This window comes from Streptomyces sp. CB01881 (assembly GCF_002953255.1).
Taxonomy (GTDB): Bacteria; Actinomycetota; Actinomycetes; order Streptomycetales; family Streptomycetaceae; genus Kitasatospora.
This window is the reverse complement of sequence record NZ_CP026498.1, coordinates 6,561,113-6,575,537: the sequence shown is the minus strand read 5'-3', so window position 1 is coordinate 6,575,537 and position 14,425 is coordinate 6,561,113. Positions and strand designations below refer to the sequence as shown.

The 14,425-nt window shown below is 73.7% G+C and carries 15 protein-coding genes; 7 read left to right on the top strand and 8 right to left on the bottom strand.

The window, feature by feature from the left end:
• Nucleotides 1-4: 4 nt before the first annotated feature.
• Genes C2142_RS18505 through C2142_RS18495 form a run of 3 tightly spaced genes read right to left on the bottom strand, consistent with a single transcriptional unit; the run spans nt 5 to nt 2,534 of the window.
• Nucleotides 5-493, bottom strand: a complete 489-nt coding sequence (locus C2142_RS18505) for a hypothetical protein (RefSeq protein ID WP_148643678.1) — start codon at nt 491-493, stop codon at nt 5-7.
• Entirely contained in the window at nt 493-2,118 is a 1,626-nt protein-coding gene (locus C2142_RS18500) for an alpha/beta hydrolase (RefSeq protein WP_148643677.1), read from the bottom strand. Before C2142_RS18500 ends, C2142_RS18505 begins: the two co-directional genes overlap by 1 nt.
• 2 nt (nt 2,119-2,120) lie before the next feature.
• Complete coding sequence (locus tag C2142_RS18495; RefSeq protein ID WP_148643676.1) at nt 2,121-2,534, bottom strand: hypothetical protein; 414 nt, start codon at nt 2,532-2,534, stop codon at nt 2,121-2,123.
• Nucleotides 2,535-2,664: 130 nt separating this feature from the next.
• Here C2142_RS18495 and C2142_RS18490 point away from each other — a divergent pair, with 130 nt between their 5' ends.
• From C2142_RS18490 to C2142_RS18470, 5 genes are all read left to right on the top strand, one after another.
• Nucleotides 2,665-3,285 (top strand): hypothetical protein, encoded by a 621-nt coding sequence (locus C2142_RS18490; RefSeq protein ID WP_148643675.1) that lies wholly within the window; start codon nt 2,665-2,667, stop codon nt 3,283-3,285.
• A 364-nt stretch (nt 3,286-3,649) separates the two neighbouring features.
• On the top strand, nt 3,650-4,585 hold the full coding sequence (locus tag C2142_RS18485) for a hypothetical protein (RefSeq protein ID WP_148643674.1): 936 nt from the start codon (nt 3,650-3,652) through the stop codon (nt 4,583-4,585).
• Between the two features lie 52 nt (nt 4,586-4,637).
• Nucleotides 4,638-5,597, top strand: coding sequence for a hypothetical protein (locus C2142_RS18480; protein ID WP_148643673.1), 960 nt, complete (start codon nt 4,638-4,640; stop codon nt 5,595-5,597).
• A complete protein-coding gene (locus C2142_RS18475; RefSeq protein WP_194235788.1) occupies nt 5,594-6,457 on the top strand; it encodes a hypothetical protein in 864 nt (287 codons plus the stop codon). The genes C2142_RS18480 and C2142_RS18475 overlap by 4 nt, the downstream gene beginning before the upstream one ends.
• Nucleotides 6,454-7,560: a hypothetical protein gene (locus C2142_RS18470; RefSeq protein ID WP_148643672.1), complete on the top strand. Its 1,107-nt coding sequence runs from the start codon at nt 6,454-6,456 to the stop codon at nt 7,558-7,560. Before C2142_RS18475 ends, C2142_RS18470 begins: the two co-directional genes overlap by 4 nt.
• Nucleotides 7,561-7,738: 178 nt before the next feature.
• Here C2142_RS18470 and C2142_RS18465 read toward each other — a convergent pair whose 3' ends face one another.
• The 5 genes from C2142_RS18465 to C2142_RS18445 are packed head-to-tail and all read right to left on the bottom strand — an operon-like array spanning nt 7,739 to nt 12,344.
• Nucleotides 7,739-8,371, bottom strand: coding sequence for a hypothetical protein (locus C2142_RS18465; protein ID WP_153882793.1), 633 nt, complete (start codon nt 8,369-8,371; stop codon nt 7,739-7,741).
• Complete coding sequence (locus C2142_RS18460; protein ID WP_153882792.1) at nt 8,368-8,955, bottom strand: hypothetical protein; 588 nt, start codon at nt 8,953-8,955, stop codon at nt 8,368-8,370. The genes C2142_RS18465 and C2142_RS18460 overlap by 4 nt, the downstream gene beginning before the upstream one ends.
• A complete protein-coding gene (locus C2142_RS18455) occupies nt 8,952-9,614 on the bottom strand; it encodes a hypothetical protein (protein ID WP_148643670.1) in 663 nt (220 codons plus the stop codon). Before C2142_RS18455 ends, C2142_RS18460 begins: the two co-directional genes overlap by 4 nt.
• Nucleotides 9,611-11,899: a hypothetical protein gene (locus C2142_RS18450; protein WP_148643669.1), complete on the bottom strand. Its 2,289-nt coding sequence runs from the start codon at nt 11,897-11,899 to the stop codon at nt 9,611-9,613. The genes C2142_RS18455 and C2142_RS18450 overlap by 4 nt, the downstream gene beginning before the upstream one ends.
• Before the next feature lie 13 nt (nt 11,900-11,912).
• Nucleotides 11,913-12,344 (bottom strand): WXG100 family type VII secretion target, encoded by a 432-nt coding sequence (locus C2142_RS18445; RefSeq protein WP_162002501.1) that lies wholly within the window; start codon nt 12,342-12,344, stop codon nt 11,913-11,915.
• Between the two features lie 188 nt (nt 12,345-12,532).
• Here C2142_RS18445 and C2142_RS18440 point away from each other — a divergent pair, with 188 nt between their 5' ends.
• Nucleotides 12,533-13,516 (top strand): ABC transporter ATP-binding protein, encoded by a 984-nt coding sequence (locus C2142_RS18440; protein ID WP_148643667.1) that lies wholly within the window; start codon nt 12,533-12,535, stop codon nt 13,514-13,516.
• Complete coding sequence (locus C2142_RS18435; protein WP_148643666.1) at nt 13,500-14,402, top strand: ABC transporter permease subunit; 903 nt, start codon at nt 13,500-13,502, stop codon at nt 14,400-14,402. Before C2142_RS18440 ends, C2142_RS18435 begins: the two co-directional genes overlap by 17 nt.
• Nucleotides 14,403-14,425: the final 23 nt, after the last annotated feature.

Here is a 14,425-nt window from a genome sequence, read left to right as displayed (position 1 = left end):
GCTCCTAGCCGGGCGGCTTCGTGCCGTCCGGCCAGACGCAGGGGGAGACGAAGCCGATCTGCAGGGTCCGTTCGGCGTCGCCGATCTCCATGATGCTGGCGGAGAAGTCGTTCGACTTGTTGGTGAAGTAGAGCGACGTCCCGGAGCCGGTCGCGGTGAAGCCCAGTGCCTCGGCCTTGCTGCGGAAGGCGGCGACGTACTCGGCGTGCTTCGCCAGGGGGACGCCGGGCAGTGTCTTCTCGGTGACGGCGTTGACCCGGCCGTCCTCCTCGGAGACCGCGTCGTCCTTGAAGCAGTAGCCGTCGTTCTCCCGCCCGGCGGCGGCGGTGACGGGCTGGGGGAACGCGGCCAGTACCTGGGCGATGTAGTCCTGCGTCCGCTGTTTCGCCTCGGCCCGGGTCATGGTCGGCTTGTCGGAGTCGTGGCCGCACGCCGCGACCGTGAACAGCAGTGCCAGGGCCGCGGCCACCCGCCGGGTGCTCGTCCGGTTCATCAGCCGGCCCACTTCCCGGCCGCGACCGCGCCGAACGCCTTGACCGGCGGTGTCCCCGGCTTCCAGTAGTGCGAGTGGTCGGTGTCCCCGGCCGGCAGGTGCTGGGCGCCGAACTCGTCCGCCACCGGGTCGGTGCCGAAGGCCAGGCCGGTGCGTGCGACGTTCTTGATCATGGTGTCCTCGCTGCCGCGGCAGACGTAGACGTGGGAGGGGTCGATGTTCAGGTCCTTGGCGTGGTCGACGCCGACCCCGGGGCTGCCGACGAGGATGACGTCGTCGACCGGGGGCCTGAGGTCCCGCATGGTGAAGCCGACGGTGACGCTGCCGTAGCTGTGGCCCATCAGGGTGTTGTGGGACGGTGCGCCCTCGTGGGTGGTGCGCAGGCCGGTCTGGAAGCGGGCGAGGTCCTTCTCCGCGTTCTCGGCGTACGAGTCCGACGAGGCCTCGGGGACGAGGTTCTGCGGCGCGTCGTAGCCCACCCAGGCGATGGTCGCCGTCGTCTTGGTGCGGTCCGCTTCCGCGGCGGTCTTGGCCATCTCGTCCGCCTTGTCGATGTCGCCGGGAGCCTGACCGAAGCGGGCGTGCGTACCCGGGACAAAGGTGAGCACGTTGTCCGCTGTGTCGGGGTTGTTGATCGCGATGATCGCCCGCCCCTTGCCCGTGGTGTCGAAGCCCAGCAGGAACGCCGGCCTGCCGTCACGGGCCTTCAGCTTGTCGCCGTTCAGCCGGCTCTCGATGGTGTTGATGCTGTCGAGCTTCTCCTGTGCGTCGTCGTGCAGCGTCTTCCACGCGCTGTACATGGGGTTGGTGATGATCCCGCCCGCGGTCACGACGGTCTTCGGCGGCTCCGGGCCCAGTTGGTTGAGCTGGGTCTGGAGGTCCTGCTTGGTCCGCGCCATGCGGATCTGGTTGGCCTGGTCGCGGGTGACGGCGGGGATGCCGTCGAGGTTGCCGATCTGGTCGGGGTGGTTGAGGACGAACCGGTGCTGCTGCTCGTCGGTGAGGCTGTTCCACCAGTCCTTGACGGCGTTGGGGTCGGTGCCGGCCGGGGGCGCCTGGTCGAGGGCGGCGATGGCGTCCTGGTCGGCCTTGGCGGTGCCGGCGTCCAGGCCGGTTCCGCTGGTCGCGTTGTGGGAGAGGTGGTTCAGCCGCTTGGCGATCTCCCCGTCGGAGTGGTCGGCCTCGTTCAGCGCGTCGGTGATCCGCTTGCTGATGTCCCTGGCGGCCGCCTCGGCGCCGTCGCCGGCGTAGTTCGCGGAGGTGGGCTCGTTGTCCCAGGTGATGCGGCCGTCGGCGGCGACCTCGAACTTCTTCGCCTTGGCGTCGTCGAGGGCCTTGATCAGGTGGGACTGGGCCGCCGCGAAGGCCTCGGCGGCGTCGGCGAGGGCGCGGCTGACGAAGGAGATCTCCTGGCGGGCGGCCTGGAGCTTGGTGCTGAGGTCCCGGATCTCCGCCTGCGCCTTGTCGGACGTGTCGCCCGTCCAGTGCGAGGCGCCCAGCCGGTCGGCGACCTCGCGCTGCCACGCCTCCACGTGCTGCCCGAAAGCGGTGGCCAGGGCGTCGTAGGCGTTCTTGGCGATGGTGATGTTGTTGATGTTGGCGTTGTACAGCGTCGCGATGTCCACGGCTACCGGTCCTTCCGGCCGGCGCCTGCGGTCTCGCTCGCCAGCACCGTCCCGAACGGGTCGGTGGCGGCGCCGGCCGGTGCCCCGCCGGCGGCGGCCGCGTTGCTCCCCCGCAGGTGCGCGTAGGCGCTCTGCTCGCCCTGCCGGTAGCCGGCGGCCGTCTGGACGAGCTTGCTGCCGCAGGTGGACATGTCGCCGCCGAGCTTGTCGAGCAGCGTCTTCCAGTTGGTGCTGCAGTTGTGCAGGGAGGCGGCGGTCTGCCAGCCCGCGAGGGTCGCCGACGCCTGGTCGCTCGGCGCGGTGATCTTCGTCGTCTCGCCCGGAATCTGCCCGCCGATGTGTTGCGCGCTCTGCCCGCAGCCGTCCAGTGCGGCCGGATTGACCGTGAATTGCGAGGCCAGATCAGGATTTGGCATGCGAGCTCCCCCGAGCGTTCTGCGTGGCCGGGGCCCCTGCCCCGCCACCGGTCACGGTATCGGACCGAGGCGCTAGTCTTTCCGCCGCACCTCACAATCTGATCATGCGTTAAACGGGGGTTCTTTCAGCATGTCTGCTTTCCGGGGAACGGTCATCGTCCAGCGGGTCCTCGGCGTCGGCCTGGTGGCCGCCGCGGCGCTGGGGCTTACGGCCTGCGGGCCGGACAACTCCTCCGACCAGGCGGGCGGCGGCGCGCCCGCCACCACGGCCCCTGCCACGACGGCGCCGACCGCCGCGGCCACCGGTTCCGCGGCGCCGACCGGGGGCCAGAGCGGCAAGCCCGGCGGGGCGGCCAAGCCCTCGGCGGGGGCGAGCGACGGGGCCGAGGGGTTCTGCGACGCCACGCCGCTGCCGGCGGGTCAGAAGTGGGTCTACCCCGTGAAGGGGACGACGGCGACCACGCTGGTCTACAAGGACACCAAGACCGCGTGCGGCGTCAACGACGTCGTCTTCCAGCCGACCGGCGCCGACAAGAGCGCGCCGTTCGCGCCCACCGTCAAGGGGCATCTGAACTCGGTCATGACGGCCCCGAAGGACGTCAACGTCGCCGACCTGGTGAAGCACATCGGCGAGTGCCTCGCCGACCCGACCAGCACCAAGGGCTTCTACCCCTGCTCGGCCGGCGACTACAAGATCGCGATCGACTCCTCCGGCAAGGTCGTCGAGGCCACCGAGCGCGCCCACTCCTGAACCGGGTCGCCGGGTCACCGGGTCTCCACGGCCGGACCGGGCGCGCGGCGAACGGTGGCAGGCCGTCAAGCCTTCGACGGGCCCGGCCCGGTGCGGCGTGGTGCGGGCCGCCGCGGCGTGGCGTGGTGCGATGCGATGGCGGGGGCGGGTCGGCAGCGGGGGCCGACCCGCCCATTGCGGTTCGATCACGGCGTGTCCGAATAGTCGAGCATGGGTGGGAGTGCGGCGATTAACTTTGTTGGCACCGGAGTGGACGGGCTCTCATAATTCCTGGCGAGACGCGTGACGGTCGGCCTGGGGAGCCACGGGGGTGGCCCGCGAGGGGCCCGTGCGCGACATCCCACATGTCCCCCGGGGGAGTTCCTTGTCCGCGCCCGAAAACGTGCCGTCTGCCGCCGACCCGGCGCACGCGGCGTCGTTCGAAACCGCTGTTGCACCCGATTCCGCTGCCGCTCCCGCGCCGGTGCTCGCGCCCGGGGCCGCGCCCGTCGAGGGCGTCGCGTCCGCGCGGAAGCTGCCGCGCGCTGTCGGAGTCGCCCTGGCCACCGCCGGCCTGCTCGCCGTGACCGCGGCCAGCGCCGCCGTCACCGTGGCCGTCGGCAAGCCGGACCCCGGGCCGGCCGTCGTCGCCGGAGCGGCCGGTGCCTCGCCGAACGCGGGGCAGAACGGCCGCAGTGCGAGTCCGGGCCCGGGCGCGTCGGCCTCCGCCACCGCCCAGGCCACGCCCACCGCCGCGCCGACCACCGAGGCGCCGGCCACCGCCGCGCCCGCGCCCAAGCCGAGCAGCACCGTCAAGGGCAGCGTCAGCGGCGGCAGGCACGACGGTGACCTGCGCTACTTCCTGCTCCCGATCCCCGACGGCGGCGAGTCCTACGGCCCGGCCGACGGCATGACGATGACCGACGACGAGGTGGCCGCGAACTTCGGCAACCAGGACGGCATCATGCGCATCCTCGGCTCCTACGGGTACAAGGAGGCCGCCAACCGCACGTACCGCACGGCGGACGGCAAGGCCGAGGTCACGGTGACCCTGATGCGCTTCGCGTCGACCGGGGGAGCGGGCGACTTCGCCAGGAACTACACCATGAAGCTGGACCCGATCGACATCGACGGGGACCCGAACGCCCACGGCTACGTGCACAAGCCCAAGCAGCAGGCCTACACCGGCTCGATGACCGGCATCTCCAGCCAGGGCGACGTGCAGTACACGATCGACGTCGACGTGAAGGGCAATCCGGACAAGGCACTGCTGAGCGAACTGATGAAGCGCCAGCGCGAGTGGCTGTCCTCCGGCGGCTGAGTTCCGCCGCCGCCCGCGTCCGCCGTCACCCTTCCCCTTCTGGAGCCACTCCGTGACCACCGAACCCGTGGAGCCGTCGCCCGCCGACGCGCTTCCGCCGGCCGCCGCACCGGCTGTTGCCGCGCCGGCCGCCGCACCGGCTGTTGCCGCGCCGGCCGCCGAGCCGCCGGCTGTTGCCGCGCCGGCCGCGCCGCCCACGAGCCCGCCCGCGAGCCAGCCCGCCACGGCGCCTGACATGCCGTCCGCCGTACCGTCCGCCATGCCGTCCGTGCCGGCGCCCGCCCTCCCGTTCGCCTTCCCGCCCGCCGAGGCGCCCGCGCCCGTCCGCCGCCCCCGCCGTCCGCGGCCGGTGCTGCTGCTGGTGTCCGGGCTGGTGCTCGGCACCGTCGTCGGCGGCGCCGTCGGCTACGCGGTCCAGGCGAGCCGCCCGCCGACGCCGCTGCCGCCGATCCAGGTCGCGTTGCCGTCCTACCCGGCCGGGTCGGTGGACCCGGCGGCCGTGGCCGCGGCCGCGCCGAAGCCGCTCGCCATCGACGGCGACCTGCGGAAGCTGCTGATCTCCGCCCCCTCCGGCAGCACCGCGTGGGGCGACTACCCGGACACCCCCAGCTGGATCTCGGTCGGCGAACTCGCCGAGCACAGCGGCCGGTCGGCGGAGGCCTTCAAGAACCTGAACGCCAGGGAGTTCCGGCGCGCCGCCGAGGCCGACTGGATGAAGGACGGGCTGAAGGTCCGGGTCTCGCTGATCCAGTTCTCGGCCGACCGCGCCGCCGAGGCCAAGTCCCGTGCGTCCGGTTACCGGCTGAAGCCGTTCGCCGACGACGCCAACGGCGGCTACCAGGTCGACAGCGAGGCCTCGTACTGGGCCGAGACCACCGAGCAGTTCTACCTCGGCACCGCGCTCGCGCAGCGCGGCACGGTGGTGATGGAGATCAAGGTCTTCGGCACCCAGCCCGTGGACCCCGAGGTCCTGAAGGGCCTTGCCAAGCAGCAGTGGGAGCGGCTGGTATGAGCGACAGCAGCGTGACCGGGTCCACGACCCCCGAGCCGGCGCCCGCCCCCGGGGCGCCCCTGCCGCCGGCGTTCGCCGCGGCCCCGTCCGCCCCCGAGGCGCCGGCCCCTGCGAGCCCCGCCCCGTCCTCCCGCCGCCTGCTGCGCGCCACCGGCGCGACCGTCGCGGCGGCCCTGGTCGGCGTGGGCATCGGCATCGGCATCATCAAGACCCAGTACGACGACCCCGCGCCCGTCTCCGCCGCCGGGCCGACGGCCGCCCCCGCCCCGACCGCCACACCGACGCCGTTCGGCGCCAAGTCCAACGGCAACCACTTCGGCTCGCTGCGCGACCTGCTGCTGCCCGTTCCGGTCGGGTACTCGCTCGGCCCGGACGAGGGCGGCTACGGCAACGACGCGGAGCTGAGCGCCGACCAGCTCTCCGCCGAGCTGGACGACGACCTCCAGCAGATCCCCAAGGACAAGCAGGAGAAGCTGCGCCAGTACTGGCAGGGCCTGCACGTCAAGGCCACCGGCGTGCGCAGCTACAAGGCCAAGGGGGACGACCTGGTCATGGGCATGAAGCTGCGCCAGTTCAACCAGCAGGAGGTGCAGAAGCTGAACGAGTACACCGCCGTCTTCACGGGCGACACCGGCATCTTCCGCATCGGTCCCGCGATCCCGAACCACCCCGAGGCGCACTGCTACCTGATGCCCGCCCCGCCGGCCGCGCCGATCGACTACCTGGAGTGCTCGGCCGCCGAGGGCGACCTCCTGGTGGTGATGTCCGCCGAGGGCGTGGCACCGCTGCCCAAGGACAAGATCGTCTCGCTCTTCACCCAGCAGCTCGACCGCCTCGCCACCCCGGGAGCGTCCGCATGACCGACCACGCCACCCCGCAGGACAGCGCGGTCACCCCGCAGGACGGCGCGGCGAGCCCCGCCGACGCGCCCGCGCCGCCGCCCGTCGCACCCCCGGCCGCGTTCGCGCCGCCCTCGCCGGGGGCCGTCACCGGTCAGGACGCGGTCGGGGCGCCCGCCGCCGACCCGTGGGGCGTCCCCGTCGCCCCGCCGGTCCCCGAGCCGCTGAGCCCGGAGGAGCTCGCGGCCCGCCGCACCCGCCGGCGCCGCGCGGCGGTGCGCTGGAGCGCCGCCGTCCTGGTCTGCGCGCTCGCCGGTACGGAAGCCGCGGTGGCCGTCACCACACCCGACCGCACGGACATCCCGGGCCTGGCCACCGAGCGCGACGGCCGCTACACCTTCCCGGCCCTGGTCCTGCCGCCGCTGCCCTCCGGCAAGGCCGTGCCCAGGGAGAGCAAGAGCCGTCACGCCGCCGACCTGCGGTACCTGCTCCTGCCCGCCCCCAAGGAGGCCGGCGGCTCGCTGGCGCCGGTGGTCTTCCCCAGCCCGACGGCACCGGCGAGCGCGTCGGCCTCGTCGAGCGCGTCCGTCGGCGCGGCTGCGAGCCCGACCGCCGGTGCCACGGCGTCCGGCACCCCCTCCAGCGGGGCCCCGACCGCTGCGGCCACCACCGCGGCCACCACTGACTGGGTGCCCTGCGACGCCCTCGCCGGCGAGCAGAAGGACGCGGCCGAGCTGCGCGCCCTGCTGCTGCAGAACGCCTGCCGCGCCGCGACCGTCCGGGAGTGGACCGCCACCGATGGCACCCGCACCCAGATCCGCCTGCTCGCCTTCGGCGGCTCGACCGAGGCCTGGGACGTCTTCGCCGACCTGCGCTCCAAGGGCGACCCGAAGGGCGTCCCCGGCCTGAAGACCGGCCCGACCCAGGGCTGGGACTCGGTCAACGGCGTCGACCTCGCCACCCGCGAGACCCCGGCCACCGGTCCGGACGCGGGACCGACCGGCCGGGTGGCGTACCTGTCGGCGGGCGACGTCGTCGGGGTCGTCACCATGACCAACCCCAAGGGCGTCAAGACCGCGGCCTTCCGCCAGGTCGTCACCCTCCAGTCCGACCTGCTGGCCTGATCCCCGGGCGGGCGGTGCCACGCGTGCGCCGCCCGCCCCGGGGAAGCGCCCGCCCCGGGGCACCGCTCGTGGGCACCGCGCCGGAGCCTCGCCCCACGCGCCGCCCGCCCCCGCGAAGGGCGCTACGCGAGGCGCACCGGAGCACGGGCGCTACGCGAGGCGCACCGGAGTGCGGGTGTCAGGCGGAGCGCACCGGAGTGGCCGGCCAGTCGACCGGGCCGGTGCAGCCCAGCACCTGCTCCGCCGCCTGCCGGCCGAGCACGACGGCCAGCTCGGCCATCGTCTCCTCGCCGGGCCCGGTGGCCGGCGGTCTGTCCCGCAGGCCGGCCTTCACCGTGGCCAGGTAGTAGGCGGTGCGTTCCTCGCCGGTCTCCGGCGCCTTGACCGCGCAGTCGAACCGGAGCACGCCCGTGCGGTGGTCGGCCCCGCCGCCGTCGAACCTGCGGGCCCCCTTCGGGAGCGCCCGCGCGGCGGCGTCGGCGCGTTCCTCGGCCGACCGCGCCGCCTCGACCTCGAAGGAGAGCGCGTGCTCGCCCTGCCCGGCGGCGAAGCAACGGAGCCGGGGCGGCCGGCCGGCCTCCGCGGGCCGGTAGTCGCTCTCCACCCGGACCGTGCGGGCCGCTCCCAGCAGCCGGCCGATCCGCTCGTCGGCGAGGGCTCCCCGGCACTCGCCGTGGCTCAGCGACACCGCGGGCGGGTGGTCCGCCGCGGCGTCGAGGTACGCGTGCCAGCCGGCCAGGCCGCCGCCGAGCAGGACCAGGACACCGAGGGCGGCGCCGGCCCGTCGTGTGCCGTCCGGGGTCACCCTCACGCGCACACCGCCTTCTGGTAGGCGCCGAGCAGGCCCCGGGCGATGGCCTCGAAGTCCGCCCGGTCGCCGTCCGGCCGCCCGGTCCGCGCGGCCTCGCCCGGGGCCACCTCCACCACCACGTGCCGGATCGGCTGCTGCTTCCCGGGGCAGTACTCGGCCACCGCCGCGCCGGCGGGCCAGGAGGCGGAGCGGGAGCCGGCGCCGAAGCTCCTCACCTCGTCCGGCCGGGCGTCGCCGACCGGGAGCGGCTCCACGGAGCCGTCGTGCACGGTGGCCCGGACGGTCAGCGCCGCCCGGCCGTCCACCCGGACCGAACAGCCCTTCGGGTCGGTCGAGAGCACCCACCGGGAGAGGCGTTCCTCGGTCTCCTGCCCGCCGTCCGGCAGCAGCCGTCCGAGCGGTGTCCCGGCCCCGGTGGGGAGGTCGCACAGGGTCGCGGCCCGGCCGGGGGGTTCGGCCGGCCGGTGCCGGTCCCAGTCCAGCCAGCCGACGGCCCCGGCGCCCGCGACGGCCACGCCGAGGGCGCCGAGCACCAGGCGGCGCCCCGTCGGCGGGCCGGCGGCGGGGTCGGTCCGCAACGTCACCCGGAGGTGCCGGACGGGGCCGGCGCGGCGGTGGCCGGCGAGAGCGCCGGCTCCCCGCTCGGCCAGGCGACCGGCGCGGTGCAGCCGAGCACGCCGCCGGCCGCCCGCCGGGCGCTGTCGGTGGCGAGCCTGGCCCAGGCCTCCGGGGTCCACCGGGCGGCGGGCGACTGCGGTGCCGGGCCCGAGGCCTGGTACGGGGCGGCCTCGGCGGTGAAGTAGAGCGGCTTGCCGGACTTCGCGTACGTGCCGTCGCACCGGAAGGTCAGCCGGGCGCCCCACCGGGTGACCTGGCTGCGGTCGCCGAAGCCGAGCGAGTACACCGGCTCGCCGGGCTGCGGTTCGGGCCCCTTGAGGCCGCCGCCCGGGGTCTCGCTGCCGGTCAGCCGGACGCTGAGCCCGAGGCCCTTGGCGGCCTCCGCCGTGCAGCCCAGCAGCTGGAGTCCGGGCTGCTGGGCGGCGTCGAGCTGCTTGTCGAGCTTGTACGCAGGGGCGGCGCCGTCGTCGAGCAGCGCTCCCGCGCGGTCGGTGGCGACCACCCCGTCGCACGCCGCTGCGCCGCCGGCGGCCTTGCCCGAGCCGCCGCCGCCGCACGCGGCGAGGCCGAGGACGGCGGCCAGTACGAGCCCGGCGGCCGCCGCGGGGCGTGCTGCGCGCGTCATCCGGAGACCGTCCCGTTGGAGCTCTGGCTGCCGCCGGAGCCGTCGGTGTAGCCGTCGAGGGCCCGGTCGCCGGCGCTGTCGGCCAGCCTCCGGACGTCCTCGGGGCTCAGCTTCGTGCCGTTGGCGGCGTCGATGACGGCCTGCTTGGCGCCGAGCGCCGTGCCCTCCCGGCCCTCGGCGACGTAGTCGCGTCCCTCCTGGCGGCCGTCCTCGGTGGTGTCGCGCTCGTTGGCCTTGACCACGCTGTCGGTGATCTCCTCGACCAGGAAGTTGGCGGCCTCGCCCGCGATCGGCACCTTCTCGGTGACGGCGCCGATCGTGGTGGTGAACGCCGTCTTGGCGTAGCCGGCGTTCTTCTCCAGCGCCTCGTTGTACTCCTTGTCGGAGGTGGCGTGCTCCTGGTGGACCTCGTTGATCCGGGCCTCGTTGAGGATGCCGCCGATGACGCCGCCGGCCCGCGAGGTGGAGTCGATGTCGGACTCCAGCCGGGCGAAGTCGGTCCCGTTCTCGATGTGGCCGCGGACCAGCGCCGTGGAGTAGGCCTGGTTGGCGTTGGCCACCGCGCCGTACGCGTCCGGGTCACGGCCGAGCGCGTCCAGCAGGCCGCGGACCGGGGCCTCCTTCAGGCCGGCCGGGGCGCCGTTGACCGGCAGGTCGTCCTTGTGCGGCGAGAGCGCCCGCTGGACGTCGCCGATGTAGTCGGCGGACATGTGCCCGAGGCTGTCCCGCAGCGGGGCGAACTTGGCGTCCTCGCCCTTGAGGTCGTCGAGGACGCCGCCGTTGCCGTGGGTGCCGAAGGTCTGCACGACCCTGTTCATGACGTCGGCCTGGTCGGCGGTGTGCTTGGCGGCAGTGCCGGAGTGGTCGTCGTAGGCCCGGCCGGTGGTGGCCGCCTCCAGCGCGTGGCCGAGCGCGTCGGGACCGCTCTTCATCCCCGCCTGGCGCAGTTCGCTCTTCTGCGAGACGGTGTCCGGCGTGTACTCCTTGTCGTGCGTGAAGTAGTCGAGGTAGTCGGCGGGCTTGGCCTTGCCGTTCGGGTTGACGGTGCCGTCGGTGTTGTAGGCGGTCGGCGTGTCGTGGAAGAACTTGGTGGCCGCCTCCGGGCTGTGGCCCAGCGCCTCCAGGATGGCCGTGGTCGGCTCGAAGCCCGAACCGCCGTCCTGGCCCAGCAGGTTGAAGCCGCGGCGGTCGCTGCGCGGGCCGAACACCGGGGCGGGCCAGTACTTCTCGTCGGTGTCGAGCTGGGTGACGTGCTCGGCGATGGGGTTGAGGAAGTGCGGGTCGTAGTCGCCGGTGCGCAGGATGCCGGACAGCACCTGGTAGCCGTAGGGCGCGTAGTCCATGCCGCTCTGCCGGTAGGGCTTGTCCCAGAGCGGTTCGGCGCCGGCCTTGCGCAGGTCGGCGGCCCACTGGTCGGGCAGGTGGGGCACGTTGGTGGTGCGGGTGGCGGTGGCCAGGTTGAGCCCGAGGTTCTTCTGGAGCTCCTGGTACTGCTTCCACCGGGCGTCGCTGGCGCCGTTGAACTGCGACTCGTCGCCGACCATGCTGTTCCAGGCCTGGAGCGTCCCCTTGGGGCCGAGGTCCTGGTAGAACCGGGTGGAGAACAGCGGGTCGTTCTGGTTGGCGGCCAACAGCGAGTTGAGCTCGGTGAGTTCGGCGTCGGAGATCTTGCCGCCCTTGCCCGCGAGCTGGGCGGCGCGGATGCCGTCCGCGTCCGGGCCGGCGCCGACCGCCTTGGCGTTGAAGGACTTCAGGTCGTCGGGGGCCGTCGCGTCGGAGCGCAGCGCCCAGGCGGCCCGCTCGTCGGCGGCGGTGGCCTCCTGGACGGCCGAGTCGATCGCCTTCCGCGCCGCCTCGGCCTTGGTGCGGTACTCGTCGTTGTAGGCCCGGCTGGCGTCCGGGTCGTGCCGGGTGGCCGAGTCGGCCGGCGGCCAGCTGACGGTGCCGTCGTCGGTCACGGTCAGCCCCGCGCCGCGGGCGTCGGCCACCGCCTTGTCCAGCTTGCCCTTGGCGGCCTGGAAGTCGTTCCCGGCGTCCTTGAAGACCGAGGCGATGGCGGTGGCCTCGGTGACGGCGGCGGTGAGCTGCTCGTTGACGCGCTGGAGCTTGGGTCGGGCCTGGTCGGCCGAGGGGCCGCTCCAGTTGGCCGAGTTGACCTTGGCGACCACCGAGCCGTCCCAGTCCCGGTCCATGGCCTGGAGCTTCTTGACCACGTCTTCCCAGGCGGTGGCGGCCTCGCCGAGGACGTCCAGCTTGGCGGTGCTCAGTTCGTGGAAGTCGACCATCTGTCAGTCCCCCTCAGGCGCCCAGGTCGTGCTTGACGGCGGTGTCGTTGGTCCGGTAGTTCGTGGCGGTCTGCCGCAGCGCCTGGGTGAGTTCGCCGATCGTGGTGTTGAGCGCGGCGATCTGCTGGTCCCAGGTGGACGCGGTCTGCGCGGCGGCCTTGCCGGTGCTCCAGTTGGCCAGCGAGGTGGACACCTTGGTGGTCTCGTCGTCGGCGGCCCGGCCGTCGCCGTTCAGGCGGCCGTGGATCTGGTCGGACGCGCCGGCGGCGGCGTCCAGGGCGGCCGGGTCGACGTCGACGGTGCCGCCGCCGGCGCCCGGGGCGTTCGAGGAGTTGAGCCGCGTGCGCGCGGTCTCCTGCTGCTGCGCCTTCGCCGTCAGGTTGCCGTCGGAGCCGTACGCCCAGGGGTTCATCATCCGGTCGAACTCGGTCGCGCGGTCGGTCATGTGCTCACTTCCGTCCCGTCGGGCACCCGGGCCCGAGCGTCCCCCGTCAGAGTCCGACAAGAGTACAAGCGGAGATCGGCTCTGCCGACCCCTAGGGGACAGGTGGGAGAACGTCATACCGCAGCAGCAGGAGGGCTCGTCATTCCAGCTCACGACCTGCACCGCGCGGGCGCACTACGGTGAGCAACGTGTCCACTGTCATCAAGACGGACGGCCTCACCAAGAGGTTCCCCCGGGTCACCGCCCTCGATCAGCTCACCGTTGAGGTGGAGCCCGGGGTGGTCGGCCTGGTGGGGGCGAACGGGGCGGGCAAGTCCACACTCATCAAGATCCTGCTCGGGCTGGCCCCGGCGACCTCGGGTACGGGGCAGGTCCTCGGGCTGGACATCGCCACCCAGGGGTCGCAGATCCGCGAGCGCGTCGGCTACATGCCGGAGCACGACTGCCTGCCACCGGACGTCTCGGCGACCGAGTTCGTGGTGCACATGGCCCGGATGGCCGGACTGCCGGCGGCGGCCGCCCGGGAACGGACGGCCGACACGCTGCGCCACGTCGGGCTCTACGAGGAGCGGTACCGGCCGATGGGCGGGTACTCCACGGGCATGAAGCAGCGCGTGAAGCTGGCCCAGGCGCTGGTGCACGACCCGAAGCTGGTGCTGCTGGACGAGCCCACCAACGGGCTGGACCCGGTCGGCCGGGACGACATGCTGGCCCTGATCCGGCGGGTCCACACCGACTTCGGCATCTCGGTGCTGGTCACCACCCACCTGCTCGGCGAGCTGGAGCGGACCTGCGACCACCTGGTGGTGATCGACGGCGGCAAGCTACTGCGGTCCTCGTCCACCGCCTCCTTCACCGGCGCGACGGCGACCCTCGTCGTCGAGGTGACGGACCTCCCGGACGACCACGCCCCCGACGCGAGCGCCGCCGTGCGCGACCGGCTGGCCGCCGCCGGGCTCTCGGCGGAGACGGACGGCCCGCGGGTCCTGCTGGTCCGGCTCGCGGGTGACGCGACGTACGACGCCATCCGCGACGCCGTCGCGGACCTCGGCCTGGGGCTGGTCCGGCTGGAGCAGCGCCGCCACCGGGTCGCCGAACTGTTCACCGACACCGACTCCGACACCGACACGGGCGCACCGCAGGGAGGTACCGCAGATGTCGCTGCCTCCTGAGACCAGGCCGGCCGACTCCGGCGTCATCCACGACATCGGCTACCGCGGCTACACCGGCCCCCGGCTGGGCCGCGCGTACGCCACCCGCTCGCTGTTCACCCAGAGCCTGCGCGCCGCGTACGGGCTCGGGCGCTCCGGCAAGTCCAAGGTGCTGCCGATGCTGGTGCTCGGCGCGGTCATCGCGCCCGCCGCGATCACGGTGGCGATCACCCTCGCCACGAAGCGCGAGGACCTGCCCATCGACTACCCGCAGTACCTGAGCGCGGTCGGGCTGGTCGTCTCGATCTTCCTCGCCTCGCAGGCGCCCGTCCTGCTCTCCCGGGACCTGCGCCACCACACCGTCCCGCTCTACTTCTCCCGCCCGATCACCCGGGCCGACTACGTCCGGGCCAAGTTCGCCGCGATGGCCACCGCCCAGCTGCTGCTGATGGCGGCTCCGCTGCTGGTGCTGTACGTGGGCGCGCTGCTCGGCGGGCTGGACTTCGGGCACCAGAGCGCGCACTTCGTCTACGGCCTGGTCACCGCGGTGCTGTACGCCGTGGTGCCGACCTCGGTGGCCGTGGTGATCGCCGCGGCCACGCCGCGCCGGGGCTTCGGGGTGGCCGCGATCATGGGCTACCTGGCGGTCTCCACCGCGGTGGTCGGGATCGTCGTGGGCATCAGCCGGGGCGTCTCCTCCGCCGTGCCGGACTCCGCCCAGTGGATCGTGCTGCTCTCGCCCGGCGCTCTGGTGGAGAGCCTGACCAACCAGCTGTTCGACCTCGGCAGCGGCCCCGAGCGGATGCACGCGCCCGGCGCCCTCGGCGTGGCCGTCTTCACCGCCGTCGCCGTCGCGATGGTGGCCGGCTCGTACGCGCTGCTGCTGCGCCGCTACCGCCGCATCTGACAACCGCAGGATTTGAGAGGGCG